Origin of the sequence: Rhizorhabdus dicambivorans (assembly GCF_002355275.1) — a bacterium.
Lineage (GTDB): Bacteria > Pseudomonadota > Alphaproteobacteria > Sphingomonadales > Sphingomonadaceae > Rhizorhabdus > Rhizorhabdus dicambivorans.
In genome coordinates this window covers 4,062,664-4,081,893 of the sequence record NZ_CP023449.1, presented here as the reverse complement: position 1 = coordinate 4,081,893, position 19,230 = coordinate 4,062,664, and the positions used below count along the sequence as shown (strand labels likewise).

Genomic DNA, 19,230 nt, shown 5'->3' with positions numbered 1-19,230 from the left:
GCTCGGATCAGCGGATGCGGAGCAGTTTGCGGTAGTCGCCGTTCATCATGGCGATGCCGTCGCGGACCAGGCGCACCACGAATGAGCGTGACGCCGACATTTTCCAGTCGCTCGCCGACAGCCGGGCGGCGTCGTCGCGGCCCAGGGCGGTTGCGATCTCACGATAGGTTGCGCCCTCGTCGCGCAGGTCGAGCGCGCGGAGCATAAGGTCGAGGCGCGCCAGCCGATAGGCGGTAAGCGGCCAACCGCGCGGCAGCGGCCCTTCCGCCCGACCGAGCAAGCGGCGGTGGAAGCGCAGCAGGCTGGCGATGCGCGTGATGAAATCCTTGTCGAGCGGTATGACGGCGGCGAGCGGCCGCCCGGGCTGCGGATCGCGCAGCCATAGCCGATGCTCACCAGCGGCATCGGCAACGATGACATGGCGTCCTTCAATTCCAGCCTGATCGGCGAGCAACTCGCCGAGTGCGCGGGGATCAACCGAAGTGGCGGTCTCGAATCCATCCGGTGCGGCGTCGAGAATGACCGTGACGGCGGTTAGCTCTGGGCGCCAGACAACCGGGTCTGAAAGGTCATCTGGCGCTGTGGCGAAAGGACAACCCCCATCGCCGCGCGAACGCCGTCTCGGCGGCGTTCTTTGCGACGGCGCCGTCCGCGATGCGCTTCTGCATCTGCGTATGTTCGGCGCGGTAGGTGCGGTTTCGGCGTAGAAACTCGGCGGCTAAATCGGCGCGCCCGAGGGCGTCGGGCAGTCCGCCGGCGCTCCGCTGGCGACGCCCTGGCGGCGTCGGCATTGCATCCTCCCAACCGCGCTTGGCACGGATTTCGGAGCGCAACATCTTCCGGTTGTCCTAGCTAGAATAGCGCAAAGACCGCGCACAACCGTGCAGCGAGGGCAGAGAGAATGCTTCCAAAATGGAGCTAAATCTTAACGGTTTAGCCGCTGTTCGCAGCCAAGCAGGTGCGCGTATCCGACCTCGGTCATCCAACGCGCGCGGGCAAGATGGGTCGCGTGCATCGTCTGGGCGCGATCAGGTTCCGCCGCTACGTCAATGTTGAAGATGGCGGCGGCAGCGTCACGCCAATCGGCACCATCCTCCTCGGCATCGAGCAATCGCAGGTAGGCCGCGAGATGGCATTCGTCGTAGCTAGTGAGCTGCGAACAATCAGGCGCGCAATCGTCGAATCTATCTGCGTCCATGCTGCCCCCGAATAGTCGCAGGCGTTAACCAATACGATCCTTGCGGACCAATTTCGATCCGCCGGTTCGACATAGTTGCAAGCAGAATCCGCACAGCCACACCAATCCCGCACGACCTGCTGGTTTGCGGTGCGCCCCCGCAAACAGCTCCTAGACCCGTAGTCGGGGAGTTGGAAAACCGCGTTTAGTCGGTTCCTGTGACCTTTAGCCCGGAAGCCTGTTGTATACATCACAGGCTCCCCGACCATGTGGTCAAGGATGGCGGCACCGTCACGGCCGGCGCCGAACCGCTAAACGTGGGGTTTCCACACCCCAGGCCGCCGCGTAGCGGCCCGCTCTCGTCATAGAATAATGTGCAGTATTTGGCCACCACCTAGCGCGAGCCGGGCGGCAGCCCGGCGAGCGCGCTTGCGGCCGGGCGGACTCCAGGACGCGCGATCGCCGCCGATCCGCTGCGGCGGATCGGCGCAAAAATGGCGAAGCCGCAGGGCCGGAAACTCCGGCCCTGCGGTGGCGGATAGTCAGGTGGCCTTGAGGCGCTGCATCCCTTCGGCCAGCGTCCAGAGGGCGCGATTGAGCGTCACGTTTTGGTCGATGCCGTTGATCGCGCGGGTCTGCGCCCGGCGTATGCGGCCCTCGGCGTTGCGCTTCCGGCCCTGCAACCCGCCCCGAACGACATTCTCCTGAATGACGTTGAAGGTGGTCCAAAGGCTGCGGTCCACATCTTCGCGGCGGCGCGGCTCGATGATCTGCTCTGGCCGGAGTGGGCTTTCGTCGTCGCCGTAGCGGGCAACAAGGCTTACCTCGCCAAGCAACCGCTGCTCGTCCGGGGAAAGCTGGATCGCCTTCATCGACTCGCTGGCGTCGATCAGCCGGGGGAAGTCCTCGGCGACGGTATAGACGCCTTCGATGATGTCATGCTCGATATTGCCTTTGTGCGGCACGCGGACTTCCTCGAACCGCTCGCCCGCAATCATGCTGTTGGTGCAGACGAAGCGCAGCATCCCGGCGAACATCTGATAGGCGCTCGTCCCGTCATGGCTGTTGACGATGATGACCTCGGCGGCCTCCGGCTTGCCGATACCGTCGTCGCGGCGAAGGCGCAGCATGTGCTTGGCGTGACCGTGACGGCTGCCGTCGCGCGGAACCGACTGAACGGCGAAGAACGGGAACCATCCCTCCCGGCGCAACCCCTCCACGATGTCGATGGTCGGGACATAGACATACCGCTCCGAACGGCTGTCATGCGCCTCGCGGGCGAAGATGGACGGGACGTGGCGATAGAGCGCCTCGTTGTCGAGCGGCTCCCGGCCGCTGATCTGATGGGCGTTGCGGCCGAACCGGGTAGCAAGCTGGTAGTGCATTTTGACCTCCTTGGGCTTGGGTTTCCGCGCAGCGGAGCGCCGCGCTGAAACCCTGCCCGTCGGCGAGACCGGGGGTGCAACCGGAGTGGGCGGCTTCGCGGGGAACCGGCTGCACGGAACGGCGCAGCCGTGGAGGAAGCTGGGCGGAAGCCGCTCCGAAGGGCGCTGGGGGCAGCGCCCCAAGCACCTCTGACAACATGCCGGGCCTACGGCCCGTCCGCTTTGAAAACCGGCGAAACAAACGCACGAAGGCGCCCCGCTCCGATGGAGCGGGGCGCCGTGTCGGGGTCAGCGGGACCAGATGAGCGCGTATTCACCGGCGGTGTCGGTTTCGGACAGCGTAGCGTAGATGGGAGCCGGGAAGCTCGGATCGTCCAGCTTGACCGAGATGTAGTCGCGGCCTTCGCGGCTGGTCTTCTTCCAGGCGGCGCCGATGTCCATATTGCCGGACTGGATGCGGAAGTCGGGGGACTTCTCGCCTTCCTTCTCGATCGGGCGAAGGGTCGCCTTGGTGTTGAGGGTGAGCGTCTTGATAACGCCGGTAAACTCGCCCTTGCTGTTGGCGGTGAATGTGCCGATCGTGGCCATGTCGTAATCTCCTACTTGCTCGGGCCACGCCCATCGCGGCCTCGATGGCTCGGCGTCGGCCGGGGCGCGATCGACCCCGCACCGCTTGCGGCCGCAACGCAGTGGAGGTTGGGTGGCGGGCGGTTTTTTTGCTTCGCGATGCAAAGCCGTAGGCGGCGGAAAAAAGCCGGACGACACCCTTGCGGGAAGGCGATCGGCTTCGGTCAGACAAGCCATTGGGGAGGCCGCCGGGTGTCCGGCTCAGAAGTCAGGGAGTTTCGTATGATCGGCGATTATGTCGGCAACTCTGCCAACAGCCTTGCGCGATGTTCATCCTACGTTCCAAGGTGATTTGCCGATTCGACCAGAGGAGACCGCGGAGGTTCACAAGGGGGAGAAGGAAAAGGTGGCGCAACTGTTTTCGCAGGATCAGCTCGAAGCCATCGCTGGCGCGCTAGGCGACACGGAAACGGGACTCAAAGGGACCGAGATTGCGATGCTGATAGCGACCTGTCAGATGACCGATCCGGGCGAGATGACCAAGCGGCACCGCATCTACAACGCCTTCGCCGCTAGCCAGAACTCCCGGCAGGACCGCACCCGCATCCTCGGCTTCATCCGCCATGCGATGAGCCCCGCCCGCTATAGTCGCGAGCCGCACCGTTACGAGCCCATGCGCGCCAGTCTCAACCAGGCCCTCGCCTTCGCCGGCCTCGTGGTTAGCGAAGCCGGAAAGATTGAAACAGTCGAACAGGCGACCACCTTGCCGGAAGCGCAGCGCCGCGCGAAGGAATTGCGCACCGATTTGGAGACGCGCGGCGTTCACCCGGACGTGCTGCGCTTCTGCCGCGCGGAGCTGCTAGCCGACGACTATTTCCACGCGGTTCAGGAGGCGGTGAAAAGCGTCGCCGACAAGATGCGGGTCAGGACGGGCCTGTCAGATGATGGGGGAACGCTGGTGGACCGCGTGCTGGGCGGCGATCCCCCGATGCTGGCGATCAATACGCGCGGCACGGCCAGCGAGCGCAGCGAGCAAGGCGGCTTCGCCAACCTGGTCAAAGGGGTGTTCGGGATGTTCCGTAATCCGACCGCCCATGAAGCGCGTATCCATTGGCTTATGACCAAGACCGACGCCGAAGATCTTCTGACGCTCGTCTCCCTCATCCATCGTCGGCTCGATGCCGGCCATATGCCGCCGCGTCCCTGATCTTGCGCGAGGAAAAGCGCCGCGCCCGGAAAGGGCGCGGCCGCGATTTTTTGCCGGCGACAAAAGGAAGGCCGGGACCGCTCACGCGATCCCGGCCCAAGCCGCTATTCGGCGGCGACGGCGTGGGACGCTTCGCCGTTCTCCGCTTCGGTATCGGAAGCCTCCACTTCGGACGGCTGCTCCACGCTTTCCACGTCCTCGACCTCGACGGATGCGGGCTGCTCTGCTTCCGGCTTCGGCGTCCGCAGCACGGCGGGAAGCCAGCCGCTCCCGGCCAGAAGCTGCTCGGCGGCTTGCGCCATGTCCGGCTTCTTCATGTCCGCGATACGGCGAGCGGCATCCTCCGACACGCCTTCGGACACAGCCGCCACGATATGCGCCTTGGTGACGCGGCCAAGGTAGCTGTCCACGGTCGGCGCCCAGTCCTTCGCCACGTCCAGCGCCAGTGCGGTCGCCAGCCTGTCCGCCGTTTGCAGCGTCCGGGGCTTGCGGTCCCACGGCAACCGCAGCGCATTGACGGTGCGGGATGCGCAATGCGCCAACAGCGCCAATCGCTTCTCATCGTCCAGACCAACAATGAAGCCCCACAGGTCGGCAACATCACGCGGCATCCGCTCGGCCCATGCCTCGCGGGCCTCGTTCGCGGTGGCGACCAGCGGGGTGTCCTCGATCCCGTCCGCATGGCTGCCAAGCGGCGTCACGGTCGGACGAACCTCAAGGCAACCGGCCTCGGCATAGCTGTAGAACAGTTGCGCCGTGAGCGTGTGGGTCAAGGCGATCAGCGCCAGATCGGGCCGCTCGCCAAGCGCCACGCGCAAAGCCAGCGTCCGGTGGGCGGACAGGTCGCGGGTAAGGCTGTCGGAAATCGGCTTGCCCGGTTCCTCGTCCTCGTCCTCGTCCTCGTCCTCGATCTCCTGCGCGTCCTCGTCACCGTCCTCGGTCGGCTCATTCTCTACGGCCTTCGGGTCGATTGCGTCGCCCTCGTCCTCCGGCTGCGGATCGGCCGGCGCTTCATCCTCGGGACGGACAAAACCGCGCTCGAGACGGGGAACGCCGTCATGGTTCAGCACCACGAACACGCCGCCATGCGCGATCACGTTGGCGTCGTAGGCATGGCGCTTCTCGGAGATGGCGTCGATCTCGTCGGAGACCGCCTCCAGCTTCTCCGCAACGTCCTCGGGCATCTCGTCATAGGACGAATAGCCTTCGGCAAGCTCGTCATGCTCGGTGGACAGCGCCTCCAGCCGTGCCTCGTCCTCGTCGGACAGGGCGATGGTCTGCGGATAGAAGCGCCGCATCCCGTGGGCGTGGGGATAGTCGATATGCGCCTCGGCCCATTTCCAGCCTTCGGCCTGAACCTCGCCTGCGATCTCGCGCAGCTTCTCGGCGGCGAGCATGTCGAGCAGGCCCGCATCCTCGAAGAACCCGCCCCGGTCCTCGCTGAACAGGTCGCGGATGATATTGCCGCCCGCCTCGACATAGGCGTCGGCCCCGACGAACACCGCGCGCCGGTCGGTGGCCGGAACATTGCTGGCGGTCATGTCGCGCCGGATGATCCATGGCTCGCGATTGTGATGCAGGTTCTCGAATACCTGCTCCTGCCGGGCATGGTCCTCGGTGATCGCGAAGGCCATAAGTTGGTCCAAGGTCAGCCCATCGTCGCGATAGACCTGCAACAGCTTAGGACTGACAGCGCCCAAACGAAGTCGTTGCTTCACCACGGAAGCCGACACGCCGAACCGCGCGCCGATCTCCTGCGCGCCCCAACCCTTGTCATTGGAAAGCTCTGCGAACCGCTCGAACTGATCGGCGGGGTGCATGGGCGTCCGGGTCACGTTCTCGTCCAGACTGATCTCGGAGGGATCGTTCTGCGTATCCAGCCAGCAGCGCACAGGCTCGGACTTCTTGATCTGCTTGCGCTTGGCGCGCAGCAGCATCGCCAGCCTGCGGCCCTCGCCAGCGGTGACGAGATAATAGCCGGTCGGCGTGCCGTCCTCTTTGACCTCCGGCTCGACGACAAGATTCTGGATCAACCCCTTGTGCTGGATCGAAGCGGCCAGCGCCTCGATAGCGGCTTCCCCATGCGGCACCTTGCGCGCGTTGCGCGGGGACTTCTTGAGCTTGGCCAGCGGCACGAAAATCTCGACGCCCGACACAGGCTCGGCGGCTACTGTTTCGGTAACAGCGTTCATCACACTTCTCCTTCAAAACCACACGCACCCCGGAATGGGGTGGGCGGCGAAAGAGCGACCGGAAGGCTCGCCGGCGGAGCCGGGCAGCATCCGCAGGACCGGAACGCAGAGGAGGTAAGCGCGGAACGCGCGTTGCGGCTCGGCGCGGCGGGCCTAGAGGGAAGCGACGCCCACCCCATCTCGGGGAGTGCAACGACCGTCAAAGCGATCGGGCCGGCGCAGCCCTGGCCCGATCTCCGCAGCTTGGGAAAGACACAAATCCGCGTCGGCGGATTTGCCATTCGGCGCGCGAGCGCCAATCCCGCCATGCTGATCGTTACCGGCACGGACGAGACCCGTTAGGGGCTCGGTCGGAGCGAAGCGGAGATAGAGCGGCGGTCCCGCAGGGAGGCGCCAAAGTATCTGCCTTCCCATATACTTGCTCCTGCCGCTCCAATGCCGTCGGATTTTGGAACGACGTGAAGTTCGACGATTGCTATGCTTGAGACATGACGACTTGGCCCGACATTGCCGAAGACGCGATCGACTGGTTTCGCGCCGTGTTCGCCGAGGCGAACCGCAAAGTGACCGAACGCTTGGTCAATGTGCCCAATATTCGCGAGACCGCCCTCGACGATGGGCTGGTTGAGGCGGTGATACCCTTTTCTCCGCCGCGGCTGTTGTCCTCGGGCGCGATCGTCGAGATGAACGTCCACAATATCGGGGGCCTGCGCCGTTTGGGCCGCTGGGAAACGGCGGACATCGCGGTGCTGGTCTTCGTCTATCGCGCCGGGACATTGCTCGCGCAGAAGATCGGGCTGCTGCAATCCAAACGGCTCTACCCCCTCAACAATGATGTCGAGGACGATGATCCGGTCGGCTTCGCCTATGGCATGAACGCCTTTCTGCGCCGCGATCCGAAATCACCACTGGGCAAGGCGCATCGCCAATTCGAGTTCTCGGTGGATTGCACCTATGGGGCGCTCACTGCCGGCAGCGACCAGGTGGAGGTGATCCGGCGCCTCAATGACGAGTTCGGCGATGCCGTCTATTACCTGTTCTACAATCCTCCAATGATCCCGACGACCGTGCGCTATCCAGTGGCGTCCTATCAGAGCGTGAACCACCCTCCGCTCGGCTGCCGGGTTTATTCGATGGCGGACGTCGATGGCGTTCTGGAAGCGTTGGACGAAGGCGCTGCGCCGACTCTTGCCGCGCTGGAAGCGGCGGGACCGGCGAGCAACTGGCGGCTGGAGACCTGGGCGGCCGATTTGCTGCTGCGCTGCAAGGTGGGTCAACAGTTTGGCGAGGATCGGCAGGAGATCGTCGGACGGCTGATCGAGCGGCGCTCGGGACCGATCGCGGCGGCGATTGCGGTTTCGATCGCGCTGCCGGAGGGGTGATGGTGTGACCGATTGGGGGGCATTCGCGAACCAGTGGCAGACGCTGATCTCAAGCGGGCTGGCGATCCTAGCGGCGCTGATCGGCGCCGGTTTCGTCTATCACCAGACACGCCAGGCGCGCAGGTTCGAGTTGGACCGGCTGGGCCGGCGCCATGCCGCCGCGCGCTCGACCTTGCCGCTCGTGCTCAGCAGCATCATGGAATATGCGCGGACCGTCGCCAGAGACCTGCGCCGTCTCTATCTGGCCGCGCCGGGTAATCATATTGAGCGCGAGGCGCTGATTGCCTGGGAGATTCCGCCATTGCCGCAAGGCGAGACGGCCGCGCTCGCCGAGGTGATAGAAGCCGCGTCCAATGAAGTGGCGGAGGTGATCGCCGATTTGCTCGGTCGCCTGCAAGTTCAAGTCGGCCGACTTCGCGGTTTGCACGCCGATGTGGTGGCGGGCACAGCCGGCCGCCGCAATATCCTCAAGTCCGAGATCGAAGAATATATTCAGGACATCGCCGATATTCATGCGCGCTGCGAACTGCTGCTCGACTACGCACGCCGCGAGGCTGATACGGTGCAGCCGATGCCGCTGGCCGCAGACAAACTGCGCGCCCTGTTCCTGATGGGGTTCCACGAGGGGGCGTTCGACAATGTGAAGGCGACCATCACGCGAAGGGGGCCGGGCGTGCTTCCTTCAACCATGTCGGTGTGGCGCAGGGCTTGGAACAGGATCGCCGCGATTTGGAAGGCTCGCTCCGAATGACGAGTTGGCCGCCGGACTTGGTTCCGCCGCCACGATCGGAACCGCTGTTATTGCCCTGGCCAGCGCCGGGCCGGCCCGGCGGCTTTATCCAGTTCGACGACGCCGAACAGTGGCGGGCCTTCGTCGCCAGCCTCGCTCTCGACCCGCTCATTCCGCAGATCGTGCAGGCCAAATATGCGCGGGCTCAGAAGCTCTATCTCTTGGGCTGGATCGACCTTGATTTGGTGAAGGCCGGTGAGCTGGTTGCGCTGACAGCCTTGGAGCTGGCTCTGAACGATCGCTACGGGGCCGACGTCAAGCCGCTTCCCAGGAAGCGACTCGATCCGTCCACGGCGCTAATGGCGACCCCGCCCCGACGTTCGTTCAATGCGCTGCTCAAGGATATGGTCACGAAGGACGGGCTAACCGACGGGCAGATTCCCATGATCGCCCGGTGCGGCGGCACGGCCATCGGCCAGTTGACCGGCGAGACGAAGCCGACCCTTGCCGATCGCCGTAATGCCTTGGCGCACGGCGATCCGTTCGACGGCTTGCCCACGGGCGGCCTCCTGGAACTGGTGCGGGATCTGATCGGGTTCGCCTATCGGCATTATCTGGCCGAAGTGGGACAGGCTCGCTAAGTTGAAATGTCGCGATAGAGTATCGAGGCCGAGTCTGTTGGGGGCGAAGACACAAGATGCAAGGACCGGATGAAGGTCATCGGCCCAAGAGGAAGACGCCCTATAATGAGCGCTCCGACCTCGAAAAATTGCAGTCCCAATGGAACAAGCTGTCCGGGCTGCATCTTCGCGATGAGCCGTCCGCAGCGATCGTGAGATGCTCAACCGCAGCGGAGATCGCGGCGAATTATGCGATCCGGCATGAATGGGCGCGACAGACCGAGTTCGATGCGGTCATCGTCGATCAATTCCTGATGTGGGCCAATGGCCTTCGCGGAAAGGTCGAACGGCTATTCGTCCCGATCTATTTCGCGCGGCCGAAGAAGAGCAAGACAGCGAAGGCGCTGATCGCGTCGGCCGAGAAAATCAACAAGGTCCGCAACGAGGTGGTCCATCAGGGGCGCTTCAGCAATGCCGCCGAGGCAGGCGAGGTTATCGCCGAGGCCAAGCGCTTCATCGACATGATCGTCGGCCTCTCCCAACCGGATTTCGATATTCAGGACCGTTCGCGTTCATGAACGACGCGCCGCCGCAATCGCCATGCACGCGCACAATCTATGACCGGCAACAGCGGGGCGCGTGGCTGGCGGAATTAGATCGCATCTGCGGCAGTGTTGTCATTCTGGAGGGGCAATGGACTGGTCACAACTAACCGGAGCCCTGATCGGTCTCGTGGGGGTTCCTCTGGGCATCGTCTTGGGAGAATTATTGAGGCGACGGCAGAGAGCAGAACAATTCGCAGCGGCGATCTTCGCCAAGCGTCTCGAAGCCTACGACACCCTTATAAATATCCTATTCGAGAGCCATCGGATCGCGAACGAAGTGATCGACAATCCGGAACTGTCGGCGGCCGAGCGGCACGAGCTGATCTCCGCAGCCATCATGCCGATCGCGGAACACACAACGCGCAGCGTCCTCTATATAGACGAGGAACTGGGCGCCCATTGCACCGCGCTTTTCATGGGCGTGGAAGACCTGCGCGACCTGATAGAAAGCGAGCGGCAAGCGCGGCTCGCGCAATTCCGACGGGATTGGAGAGAAACACGCCGGATGATCCTTGAGGACTCAGGTGTCATCAAGGTCAATCGGCTGTTCCGGGACATCAATCGCCCCACGATCAGCTCCCCCGTTATCGAGCGAATTAGAGAATTGCGGCGCGAGCAGGATAACGAAACCTGAGGCGACCTGTGCCCAGGCAGCGGAGATAGAGCCTCGGTCCTATGGGTGGCGTCTATGCTTGTTCTACAAGCAAACTTTTCAGATTCCGCATGATCGTGGCGGATATATCGGCCGGCGGAATTCCGTGCAGACGCGCCAAGCCTTCCACAGCGATCCAGACATCGCTCGGCGTGGTCGGACGGGCGTCGGTCTGAGTGAACGGTCCATCCGTTTCAGTCAGAACGCGATCCAACGGGAGCGCCTTGGTTACCGCCGCGCGTTTTTCATTGGTGAGCATCTCCGCGTTCACCGAAAAATAGCAGCCGAGATCGAGAGCTCTTTTGGCCTCCGCTGCTGTACCAGTGAACCAATGAAGCACCACGCGCCCACGCGGGGGCGGCATGTATTGCTCAATCATATCGAGGACGGCCTTGGTCGCGCGGACGCTATGCGTCGTGACGATCTTGTTCCCCGCCGCCGCGCACAGCGTCAGCACGCGAGCGAAAATCTCCTTTTGCGTCTCAAACGACCTGTAGAACCGCGGGCCGGCGTCCAGCCCGACCTCGCCCACATAGCGAGTGCGCGGCAGCAATTCCTCCCATAGCCCGATCTCATGAGCACGTTCGGCGACCAGTTGAGGATGCAGGCCGAGAGCCGCTCGGACGTGACGGGTGGCCGACGCCAGTTCATGGTTCCGCGGCCAAGCCTTTGGCGTAGTGGTCACGGTGAGGGTGAACACGCCATCGCGCTCGCAACGCTCCACCGCGGCCGCGTGGTCGGGGTAGAGATCGAGGTGGCAATGAAAATCGACGAGACCCGATCGCATGGGGCCTCTTACGACGGTGCGGCGCGAACGCCAGTCAGCAAGCGCCCAACCTCCTTCAATCCCCGGCGATAGACATCGGCCAGGTCATCGTGGCGTGATGGATCATCATAGAGCGGCCCCGGCTTGTGGATGAGGGCCTTTGCGAGTTCCGGGCGCTTTGATAGCCGCGCGATTGCGATCTGGAAGGATCGGACCTGCTGACCTTCGGCCTGCCTGGTGTCCAATGTGTCGGCCTTCAGGTCGGGAACACCATAAACTGTCGAATCCTTGCCTCGCAGAGAAGCCCGCCGAATGAGACATGGCAGGCAGTATCCACAGTGCCCCTGCGGCTTCTTGGTCCAGCGCCCCTTCGTTGGTGACGAACATGATAGCGACAGCGGGGCGAGCTGCTTTAACAGGGCCGGATTGGCGCATTGGGCGACCATCTCCCCCTTGGTCTTGTCCCAATAGTGATTCTCGACCTTCCCTTCGACGCCGAGCGCACTGAGCAAATCGTTCCACCGGGCCATGTAGAAAGGATGCGTCGTCCGAGTGCTGAGCGCGCCGAGCCGAAGCCGATCAAGCGGCACGTTGAGCGCGATTAAGCCGTTTTCCGGAACCTTGAGCACGAAGTCGCGGTCGAGCGCGGTCCCGGCGGCGACGCCCAGTGAGAAGAATAGGAACGAGCGGCCGCGCGTGGTGTCCTCCGATCCGACATCCTCTACCAGCCCGCTATCGAAGCTCATCCACACCCGCAGTCGATCGAATGCGGATGATTTGTAAGCGGCTTTCAACCCTTCGAAGCAGTGCTCCTGCGACTTGCTCACCAGCCCTTCGCCCGCATGGCTGACTAGGAGCGGCGTCTCGCCCGCATTCAAGCTGTCGATCGCGCCGATCAGACTATCCAGGCCGCCGGAGAACAGACTCACACCATCGAACGGGACGGGAATAAGGGTGGGTGCCGCGGCGGGAACCAGCTTCGCATAGCCCTTGGCCCGTTTGCGGAATCCGACATCCCACCTGTCGCCGGTCAGGAAGTTCAAGGCGCGGACCAGAATGGGCGCGGCAGCTGTCCATCGCACCGGATCGCTTACGGGAACGACCAGCCGAATCTCGCGCGTCCAGGAATCCTGTGATTGCGTCGAACGGGAGATGCGGGTATCCGCTGCGTGAACATGCGCCGCGACCACGAGCATGTCCGCGCCGATTTCGCTGGGGGTCAGGTGCAGCGCCTTGAGGTCGGCCAATGCGCGACCGATCCCGTGATCGAGACGCTTGCCCGCCACCAACTGCAAGGTCGATGCAACCTCGTCGCGCGCCTTGGGGACGCGGGTCTTATCGTCCTCGCCGAAACGACCGATGATGACGTGACGCCTCATTTTGCTGCCTCCCCATCGCCCATCGTCTGCAACACGTCGAAAGCGGATTGATAGACGTTGGTCACGAAGCCCATCACCGCATCAGGGGTCAGCGACTGGATGTTGACGCCCGCGGCGTTGATGGCGTCGCTGACTCCGCGCTGGATGAAATCACGCAGTTGCGCTTGAACCCTCTCGGCCGCGCGTGGGTCGGCCGGCAAGGTGACGACCTTGGTGCCGATGTCGTTGCAGATGCGCGCCTCGATCGCGTGGGTCGCGTATAGTTCGAAGACGGTCTGGATTTGGCCGGGCGTCAGCGCGTCGATGTCGGCGATGCCCGCACCGGCGAGATCGGCGATCGTCTCGACAAAAGCGTCTCGCGCGATGCCCTCGTCGATCGACCCGCCCTCGGGGCAGATGTAATCGGCGAGTCCCGCGAACACCTCCTCGATCGGCCGCCCGGCGAGGCTTTCGAGGTTGAGCGTTCGCAGCGCTTCGCGAACGCCATTGGCGCTGGCGTCGTTGAGGAAACGGACGAGCCCGGCGCCCGAGCCCCGCGATGAGCCCATGCGCTGCGCGGCCTGGCGCGAACCGCCCGCCGATTTGGACACATATTGCGAGACAGCGCGGCCGAGACTCCTGCGGTCGCTGCCGCCCGAGCTTACGAAGCGCGTGAAATTGTTTCGGGCCGACGTGAAGCGATCCGATGCTCCTGCCGGCGCGGTTGGCCGAGGCGCCGGCGCGGACGGAACTGCAGGAGGCGATCCATCAGATGACAGGGGTTGTGCCCCGTCGCCATCGCCTGCCCCCGTGCCGGCCCCGCCGTCACCGTCACCCTGTAGCCAACTCGGAATGAGGGGTGTGCCGCCGCCGGCACCCCCATAGGCGTTCGACGTGCCCATCAGCGCCCACCTTTCCGCGTGCGCAGCGCGGCGCTCGCTGTCGTCTTCAGGAACGACGACTGGGACGTCGACCACCCTTGGAGGAGCTTTTCGAATCGAGCTACGGCGTCGGAATCCTTGATGATGCCCTCCCAGCCGGATGCGGGCCACGGCCCGCACCGGTCGGCCGGCAAGGCTTCGAGCAGGTCGAGAAGATTGGCTTGCAGTGTCGGGTGCGCGCGAACCAGCACGGCGAGCCCGTCGATGCCGGGAGGCGCCGTATCGAAAGCGTCTCCGCCCATGACGCGACCGCGCAGTTCCTCGAAGACCTGCGCGGCCTCGGCCGGAACGAGCTGCTTGAGTTCACCTTCGAACGCCTGGACCGCAAGTTTCGGGCCAAGCAGCTTTTCGACCACCGCCGCCAGACGCCCGAGGACAGAGGCCGCGCCGAAGTAGTCCTTCCGATCCTTGGTCACGAACAGATAGGGGCGCAGATCGACTTCGGCCAAGGCCGGTGACAGCCGCGCCCAGGCCCGTATCGCGTCGGCCGCTTTCCATTCCGTCAGGATGGCACTGTCCTTGGAATCCGGCACGGCGGTCGGCTTGGCGTCATCCACTGAACTGATCTTCGGCCCGGTCCGCTTTGTCTTGGCGGCTGGCTTCTCCTCCGACGCGGCGGCTTCGAGCGCTACCAAATCTACGCAACGGCCGTCCGGATCGCGGGCGGCGGCGCTGGCGATCTGGTCGAACAATCTGGAGAGGAACCGTTCGGCTAGCATAAGTTTCGCAAGGACGGGCAGCTTCACCTCTTCTCCAAAGCCGCGAGCGAGCGCAGTTTGATGGCGGAGCAGCAAGGTGTTCAGGAAGCGCTTGATCTGCCGCGGATTGCCCTGAGTGCCGCTAGCCAGGATCGGACCGATCTGATCGCTCAAGGTGAGCGCATTCTGGATCAGACCGGCTTTGTCGCCCAAGGCGGTCTTAACCGTCTGCGCGTCGAGCCCGGCCGTTTGCCAAGGGCGTTTGAGCAATTCACGCGCGACGATGATGAGCGCCGAGTAAGCGGGATCGTCCTCGCCAAGCTCGGCGCCGATGAGCAACAGGGTGACGTAAATGCGGGTTTCGGTCTCGCCCAAAGCCGGAATCCGAAACGGTATCTGGATCAGCTTTTCGAGATAGTTGCGCGCATAGTCGCGGGGGCCAGTCGTGTCCGGCAGCTCGGGGAAATGCTTGCGCACAGAATATTCGATCATCGCCTCGTCGGCCGCGACGATGAACGCGGTGCGGGCGGTGAATACGAACAGGCGGACGGCTTCGAGGGTTTCAATCGCCGTGTCCGGCAGGCAGCGGTCGAGATCGTCGATGAGGACGATCAGTTGCTTGACGCCCGCCTGCTTGAGCAGGTCGTCAAAGGCTTTCCGAAACGCCTCGATCTCTTCGGGGACATTCTTCGACTCTCCCGGTTTCAGGAGCCCCTGCACACCGTCGATGGCCTTGTCATAATTCTCCTGCGTGGCGAGTTTCGAGGGATCGGAGAAGATGCCCTTTAAGGTGCCGACAACCGCGCCGATCTGATCGGCTGTGGGGATGCCGGTGAACGCGGTGAAAGCGAGACCGCCCCCATGCCGCGCGATCTTGAGCCAATCGATTCGCCGAAAGATGTCTTTCACGGCCACGCCGGCCTGGGTGAGCAATGGACGTTTTTCGACAAGCCCGGTGACGATGCCCTCGATCAGCGCGATCTTGGCGTCTTCGAATCCTTGGAAGCGCCAGCCGTTGAACTTGATGCAGAGCACGTCCTCATCAGAACTGAGGCCGTTCTCGATCATCTCCAGGATGCTGGACTTTCCCGCACCCCAATCACCATGAACCCCGATCGTTACGGCGCGTTCAGGCTTTTCGCGCAGCAGCTCGATGATGGTCTTGGCGATCGCCTCGTTGTTGAGGAGATCGACCTTTGTCTCATTGTCAGTGAGAATCATCCCGCCCCCGTTTCCGCCCCGCGACTCGCAGCGGTTGTAATAGTGAAGCCCCGCACGCAACACTGCCGGAAGAAAATAGGTTTCGCCATATGTTGTACCGGACCTTGGGCAAGTCCAACGAGGAGAACCCGGGCAGATTCTTCTTCTATCGGACTGATTCACCGGGATGTGATGCCAAGAATGGTGTGATGCCAGCGAAAGGCCCCACCTTGACAAAGTAATGCGATTTCCTTACATTCTGCGGGTGAAGGAGATTAGCCATGCCCGCGTTGCTCGAAGAAATCAGCACCATCACCGCCAAGGGTCAGACCACCATTCCGAAGTCGGTCCGCCAGGCACTCGGCGTCGATTACGGCGGCAAAATCGCCTTTCGCGTCGATGAGCATGGGGTGTCGGTGCATCGCGCCGATGCCGAGCATGACGATCCGGCGATCGATAGCTTTCTGACGTTTCTGGCCGAGGACATCAAACGCCGGCCCGAGGCGCTGACCGGGCTGTCACCCGCGCTCGCCAAGCGTATCGCGGCGCTGACCGAGGGCGTTAAGGTCGATCTCGATGCGCCGATCGACGGCGATGTCGATCTCTGATGATGGTCGTCAACGGGTGGCTGCTTATTGCCCACCCTTTGTTTCTCGATCAGTTCGAGAAGCTGGGGGCGGCCGTTGCGCGTCTGCGGGAGAAAGACCCGCGTGGCTGGCGCAAGTCGGCCAATGCGAAGCTGCTGGAAGCGCTGCGTCAGCTCGTATTCGAGACAATTCCCCAAGACCCCACGCGCCCGGACTATCGGCAGGGCGGCACGTTGGGCGACGACCGCAAGCACTGGTTCCGGGCGAAGTTCGGCGGCGGCCGGTTCCGGCTGTTCTTCCGCTACAGCACCAGCGCCAAGGTTATCGTGTTCGCCTGGGTGAACGACGAGAACACGCTGCGCACCTATGGGTCGAAGTCGGACGCCTATGCGGTGTTCCGCAAGATGCTCGACAAGGGCAATCCGCCCGACAATTGGGCGGCGTTGTTGGCGGCTGCGAGCGAGTCGGAAACACGGGAGCGCTTGGCGGCGGCCTCGCCAGAGCCGCCATGAGCCCCTATCTGCGCTACGCCCAGCCGAACCATTTGCACCCGGCGCAGCCGGGCATCAGCGTCGGCGCATGGCCCTGTCTCGCAAACGTCGTCGTCGCGTGCCGCGCGGCTGGTCGGACGGTCTCGACGACCTGCACGACTATATGCAGGCGCCAGCGAAGCGGGCGCCGTCCCGCGCACGCGGCATTAAAGAAAACGGGCCGATCATTGTCACGGACGATTGGCCCGAACGGGTTCCGATCGGCGACGCCGAGTTGCGCGTCATCGAAGGCCATTTGCGCAAGGAGCTGGACGACCTGTTCGGACCCTTGCCGTGAGATGAGGAGGTTCATGCCATGACAGACGCAGCCCTTCGCGTCGAGGACACCCCGCCGGTCATGGCGATGGCCCGCGCCGCGCTCTATCTGCGCGTCTCCACCGGCCGCCAGGCCGAGAGCGACCTGTCGATCCCCGACCAGCGCCGGCAGATCGAAGGCTATTGCCTGTCGCGCGGCTGGGAGGTCGCGGCCGAGTTCGTCGAGCCCGGCAATACCGCGACGGATGACCGACGCCCCGCTTTCCAGGCGATGATCGACGCGGCGATGCAGAAGCCGTCGCCGTTCAACGTAATCCTCGTCCACAGCTTCTCGCGCTTCTTCCGCGACCAGTTCCAGTTCGAGTTCTACGTCCGCAAGCTGGCGAAAAACGGCGTGCGGCTGATCTCGATCACGCAGGATTTAGGCGACGACCCGATGAGCGTGATGATGCGCCAGATCATGACCCTGTTCGACGAATATCAGTCGAAGGAGAATGGCAAGCATACGCTGCGGTCCATGAAAGAGAACGCGCGCCAGGGCTTCTGGAACGGAGCGCGTCCGCCGATCGGCTATCGGATCATCGAGGCCGGGCACCGCGGAGCGAAGGTCAAGAAGAAGCTGGAGATCGACCCGATCCAGGCCGAGACGGTGCGACGCATCTACCGGATGGCCCTGAACGGCGTCGATGACAATGGACCGATGGGCCTCAAGGCCATCGCGACCTGGCTCAACGACAACAATATCCGCACCCGCGACGGCGGTCGTTGGGGCCTTGGGGCCGTGCATCAGGTGCTCACCCGCACGACCTATATCGGACAGCACAAGTTCAACTACCGCGACTATCGCACCAAGGCGCCCAAGCCCGAGAGCGAGCACGCCATCATGGAAGTGCCCGCCATCGTCTCGGAAGCGGAGTTCGAGGCCGTGCAGCGGTCGCTTAAGGCTCGCAGCCCGAAGATGATGCCGCCGATGGCCGTGGGCGGCCCAACGCTGCTCACGGGCATCTGCTTCTGCGCGTGCTGTGGCGGGGCCATGACGCTGCGCACCGGCACCAGCAGCGTCGGCCGCGAATATCGCTATTACACCTGCTCCACGAAGGCGCGGCAGGGCGCGAAGGGTTGCCCCGGCATAACGGTTCCGATGGATCGGCTGAACGAAGCCGTGGTCGGGCATCTGGAATGGCGGCTGCTCGATCCGAAGCGGCTTGAGGAGATGATGGATCAGATCCTCGAACGCCGCGACGAATGGGTGGAGCAGCGACGGCTCCATGTTGCCGATCTGGAGCGCCGCGCGACCGAGGCCGAAGCGAAGCTCAAGCGGCTTTATGACGCGATCGAGAATGGCGTGATCGATGTGAGCGATCTGTCGCTCAAAGATCGAATCGCGGAGCTGACGGCCACGCGCGACCAGGCCAGGGGCGACGCCGAGCGGGCGGTGACGCATATCGAGAAGATCGGCCCGGCCATCACGCCCGAAAGCCTGCGGGCCTTTGCAATGGCGGCGCGCAGGAAGCTGCGCCAGGGCGACGGCTCATTCGCCCGCGATCATGTCCGGGCCGTCGCCCAGCGGGTCGAAGTGGTCAGCAAGACGGAGGTTCGCATTCGCGGCCTACGCAGCGAACTGCTTCGCACCCTCACCGCCGCCTCTGGCGTAGAGGCGGCGGTGCTAGGCGTTCGTGGTTTTGAACTGAAATGGCGCGCCCGGAACGATTCGAACGTCCGACCCTCAGATTCGTAGTCTGATGCTCTATCCAGCTGAGCTACGGGCGCGCTGTGAGGGGCCATCTAGTCGGGGAGCGCGGCGGGCGCAACCCCGTTGCGCAGATTTTGTCGCCAGCCTAGACGCTGGGGCATGAGGAACCATCTTCTTCCGCCCTTCTTGCTGCTGTGCGCCGGCCTGGCCGGATGTGCGGAGACCACCGGCTTTCCCTCGCTTGCGCCGCGCCCGATCGAGCGTGAGGTGCTGCGCGCCGAGGCGGTTCCGCCGGTGCCGGCGCCGGCCGAGGCGGCGCCGATCCCTGCCTCGGCCGAGATCGCCGAGATCGTTGCGCGGGCCCTGGCCGCCGACGCGGCCTTCAAGGCCGAGCTGGAGAGGGCCCGACCCCTGATCGAGGCCGGCCGCAATGCGCCCGAGGGGAGCGAGGCCTGGGTTGCCGGCCAGCAGGCCTATAGCGCGGCAGATGCCTCGTCGGCGCCGGTCGCCGAGGCGCTGGGCGAACTCGACCGGCGGCGCGAAGCAGCGGCCGATGCGGGGGACGGCGCGACGGAGGCCGCCATCACCGATGCGCTGGTCCAGCTCCAGGCGCTTTACGAAGCCCAGCGCGCCCAGCTCGCGGCGCTGATGCCGGCCTGATCCA

General features: G+C 64.0%; 20 protein-coding genes and 1 tRNA gene. 10 read left to right on the top strand and 11 right to left on the bottom strand.

Features of this window, described 5'->3' with window-relative positions:
• Positions 1-7 precede the first annotated feature (7 nt).
• The 5 genes from CMV14_RS19195 to CMV14_RS19175 form a co-directional block, all read right to left on the bottom strand.
• On the bottom strand, positions 8-520 hold the full coding sequence (locus CMV14_RS19195) for a DUF2285 domain-containing protein (RefSeq protein ID WP_408014388.1): 513 nt from the start codon (positions 518-520) through the stop codon (positions 8-10).
• 49 nt (positions 521-569) lie between these two features.
• Complete coding sequence (locus tag CMV14_RS19190; RefSeq protein ID WP_238147095.1) at positions 570-836, bottom strand: transcriptional regulator domain-containing protein; 267 nt, start codon at positions 834-836, stop codon at positions 570-572.
• A gap of 89 nt (positions 837-925) precedes the next feature.
• Complete coding sequence (locus CMV14_RS19185) at positions 926-1,198, bottom strand: DNA -binding domain-containing protein (protein ID WP_066961302.1); 273 nt, start codon at positions 1,196-1,198, stop codon at positions 926-928.
• A gap of 521 nt (positions 1,199-1,719) precedes the next feature.
• Positions 1,720-2,562, bottom strand: a complete 843-nt coding sequence (locus CMV14_RS19180) for a DUF932 domain-containing protein (protein WP_066961299.1) — start codon at positions 2,560-2,562, stop codon at positions 1,720-1,722.
• A 288-nt stretch (positions 2,563-2,850) separates the two neighbouring features.
• Entirely contained in the window at positions 2,851-3,150 is a 300-nt protein-coding gene (locus tag CMV14_RS19175; protein ID WP_066961296.1) for a DUF736 domain-containing protein, read from the bottom strand.
• A gap of 274 nt (positions 3,151-3,424) precedes the next feature.
• Here CMV14_RS19175 and CMV14_RS19170 point away from each other — a divergent pair, with 274 nt between their 5' ends.
• On the top strand, positions 3,425-4,336 hold the full coding sequence (locus CMV14_RS19170; RefSeq protein WP_238147094.1) for a TIGR02391 family protein: 912 nt from the start codon (positions 3,425-3,427) through the stop codon (positions 4,334-4,336).
• Between the two features lie 104 nt (positions 4,337-4,440).
• Here the strand turns inward: CMV14_RS19170 and CMV14_RS19165 are convergent, their stop codons facing one another.
• Positions 4,441-6,528: a ParB/RepB/Spo0J family partition protein gene (locus tag CMV14_RS19165; protein ID WP_066961293.1), complete on the bottom strand. Its 2,088-nt coding sequence runs from the start codon at positions 6,526-6,528 to the stop codon at positions 4,441-4,443.
• Between the two features lie 488 nt (positions 6,529-7,016).
• Between CMV14_RS19165 and CMV14_RS19155 the strand changes: the two genes are divergently transcribed.
• From CMV14_RS19155 to CMV14_RS19135, 5 genes are all read left to right on the top strand, one after another.
• Positions 7,017-7,910: a hypothetical protein gene (locus CMV14_RS19155; RefSeq protein WP_066961287.1), complete on the top strand. Its 894-nt coding sequence runs from the start codon at positions 7,017-7,019 to the stop codon at positions 7,908-7,910.
• Positions 7,879-8,661, top strand: coding sequence for a hypothetical protein (locus tag CMV14_RS19150; protein WP_139114691.1), 783 nt, complete (start codon positions 7,879-7,881; stop codon positions 8,659-8,661). The genes CMV14_RS19155 and CMV14_RS19150 overlap by 32 nt, the downstream gene beginning before the upstream one ends.
• On the top strand, positions 8,658-9,281 hold the full coding sequence (locus CMV14_RS19145) for a hypothetical protein (protein WP_066961270.1): 624 nt from the start codon (positions 8,658-8,660) through the stop codon (positions 9,279-9,281). Before CMV14_RS19150 ends, CMV14_RS19145 begins: the two co-directional genes overlap by 4 nt.
• Before the next feature lie 56 nt (positions 9,282-9,337).
• Positions 9,338-9,838 (top strand): hypothetical protein, encoded by a 501-nt coding sequence (locus CMV14_RS19140; RefSeq protein WP_238147093.1) that lies wholly within the window; start codon positions 9,338-9,340, stop codon positions 9,836-9,838.
• Positions 9,839-9,953: 115 nt separating this feature from the next.
• Positions 9,954-10,499, top strand: coding sequence for a hypothetical protein (locus CMV14_RS19135; RefSeq protein WP_066961267.1), 546 nt, complete (start codon positions 9,954-9,956; stop codon positions 10,497-10,499).
• Between the two features lie 52 nt (positions 10,500-10,551).
• Here the strand turns inward: CMV14_RS19135 and qatD are convergent, their stop codons facing one another.
• The 4 genes from qatD to qatA form a co-directional block, all read right to left on the bottom strand.
• A complete protein-coding gene (gene qatD / locus CMV14_RS19130; RefSeq protein ID WP_066961265.1) occupies positions 10,552-11,304 on the bottom strand; it encodes a Qat anti-phage system TatD family nuclease QatD in 753 nt (250 codons plus the stop codon).
• A gap of 8 nt (positions 11,305-11,312) precedes the next feature.
• Positions 11,313-12,569: a Qat anti-phage system QueC-like protein QatC gene (gene qatC / locus CMV14_RS19125; RefSeq protein WP_238147313.1), complete on the bottom strand. Its 1,257-nt coding sequence runs from the start codon at positions 12,567-12,569 to the stop codon at positions 11,313-11,315.
• 89 nt (positions 12,570-12,658) lie between these two features.
• Positions 12,659-13,210, bottom strand: a complete 552-nt coding sequence (gene qatB / locus CMV14_RS27230) for a Qat anti-phage system-associated protein QatB (protein ID WP_238147092.1) — start codon at positions 13,208-13,210, stop codon at positions 12,659-12,661.
• Between the two features lie 332 nt (positions 13,211-13,542).
• Positions 13,543-15,501 carry a Qat anti-phage system ATPase QatA gene (gene qatA, locus CMV14_RS19115; RefSeq protein ID WP_066961537.1) on the bottom strand — a complete coding sequence of 653 codons (1,959 nt, stop codon included), beginning with the start codon at positions 15,499-15,501 and terminating at the stop codon, positions 13,543-13,545.
• Positions 15,502-15,761: 260 nt separating this feature from the next.
• Here qatA and CMV14_RS19110 point away from each other — a divergent pair, with 260 nt between their 5' ends.
• The 3 genes from CMV14_RS19110 (at position 15,762) to CMV14_RS19100 (ending at position 18,611) form a co-directional block, all read left to right on the top strand.
• The gene (locus CMV14_RS19110; RefSeq protein ID WP_066961256.1) at positions 15,762-16,088 is read left to right on the top strand and encodes a type II toxin-antitoxin system PrlF family antitoxin; all 327 of its coding nucleotides are present in this window, start codon (positions 15,762-15,764) and stop codon (positions 16,086-16,088) included.
• Positions 16,088-16,579, top strand: coding sequence for a type II toxin-antitoxin system YhaV family toxin (locus CMV14_RS19105; RefSeq protein ID WP_066961253.1), 492 nt, complete (start codon positions 16,088-16,090; stop codon positions 16,577-16,579). The genes CMV14_RS19110 and CMV14_RS19105 overlap by 1 nt, the downstream gene beginning before the upstream one ends.
• Before the next feature lie 334 nt (positions 16,580-16,913).
• Positions 16,914-18,611, top strand: a complete 1,698-nt coding sequence (locus CMV14_RS19100; protein WP_083215788.1) for a recombinase family protein — start codon at positions 16,914-16,916, stop codon at positions 18,609-18,611.
• Here the strand turns inward: CMV14_RS19100 and CMV14_RS19095 are convergent.
• Positions 18,567-18,643, bottom strand: a tRNA-Arg gene (locus CMV14_RS19095). The two genes, CMV14_RS19100 and CMV14_RS19095, sit on opposite strands and share 45 nt — an antisense overlap.
• A gap of 82 nt (positions 18,644-18,725) precedes the next feature.
• Here CMV14_RS19095 and CMV14_RS19090 point away from each other — a divergent pair.
• On the top strand, positions 18,726-19,226 hold the full coding sequence (locus CMV14_RS19090) for a hypothetical protein (protein ID WP_066961251.1): 501 nt from the start codon (positions 18,726-18,728) through the stop codon (positions 19,224-19,226).
• Positions 19,227-19,230: the final 4 nt, after the last annotated feature.

Excerpts from the sequence above, each read along its gene's own strand:
- CMV14_RS19190 (WP_238147095.1), bottom strand. The coding sequence starts at position 836 with ATGTTGCGCTCCGAAATCCGTGCCAAGCGCGGTTGGGAGGATGCAATG.
- CMV14_RS19185 (WP_066961302.1), bottom strand. The coding sequence starts at position 1,198 with ATGGACGCAGATAGATTCGACGATTGCGCGCCTGATTGTTCGCAGCTC.
- CMV14_RS19180 (WP_066961299.1), bottom strand. The coding sequence starts at position 2,562 with ATGCACTACCAGCTTGCTACCCGGTTCGGCCGCAACGCCCATCAGATC.
- CMV14_RS19175 (WP_066961296.1), bottom strand. The coding sequence starts at position 3,150 with ATGGCCACGATCGGCACATTCACCGCCAACAGCAAGGGCGAGTTTACC.
- CMV14_RS19170 (WP_238147094.1), top strand. The coding sequence starts at position 3,425 with ATGTCGGCAACTCTGCCAACAGCCTTGCGCGATGTTCATCCTACGTTC.
- CMV14_RS19165 (WP_066961293.1), bottom strand. The coding sequence starts at position 6,528 with ATGAACGCTGTTACCGAAACAGTAGCCGCCGAGCCTGTGTCGGGCGTC.
- CMV14_RS19155 (WP_066961287.1), top strand. The coding sequence starts at position 7,017 with ATGACGACTTGGCCCGACATTGCCGAAGACGCGATCGACTGGTTTCGC.
- CMV14_RS19145 (WP_066961270.1), top strand. The coding sequence starts at position 8,658 with ATGACGAGTTGGCCGCCGGACTTGGTTCCGCCGCCACGATCGGAACCG.
- CMV14_RS19140 (WP_238147093.1), top strand. The coding sequence starts at position 9,338 with ATGCAAGGACCGGATGAAGGTCATCGGCCCAAGAGGAAGACGCCCTAT.
- CMV14_RS19135 (WP_066961267.1), top strand. The coding sequence starts at position 9,954 with ATGGACTGGTCACAACTAACCGGAGCCCTGATCGGTCTCGTGGGGGTT.
- qatD (WP_066961265.1), bottom strand. The coding sequence starts at position 11,304 with ATGCGATCGGGTCTCGTCGATTTTCATTGCCACCTCGATCTCTACCCC.
- qatB (WP_238147092.1), bottom strand. The coding sequence starts at position 13,210 with ATGGGCTCATCGCGGGGCTCGGGCGCCGGGCTCGTCCGTTTCCTCAAC.
- qatA (WP_066961537.1), bottom strand. The coding sequence starts at position 15,501 with ATGATTCTCACTGACAATGAGACAAAGGTCGATCTCCTCAACAACGAG.
- CMV14_RS19110 (WP_066961256.1), top strand. The coding sequence starts at position 15,762 with ATGCCCGCGTTGCTCGAAGAAATCAGCACCATCACCGCCAAGGGTCAG.
- CMV14_RS19105 (WP_066961253.1), top strand. The coding sequence starts at position 16,088 with ATGATGGTCGTCAACGGGTGGCTGCTTATTGCCCACCCTTTGTTTCTC.
- CMV14_RS19100 (WP_083215788.1), top strand. The coding sequence starts at position 16,914 with ATGACAGACGCAGCCCTTCGCGTCGAGGACACCCCGCCGGTCATGGCG.
- CMV14_RS19090 (WP_066961251.1), top strand. The coding sequence starts at position 18,726 with ATGAGGAACCATCTTCTTCCGCCCTTCTTGCTGCTGTGCGCCGGCCTG.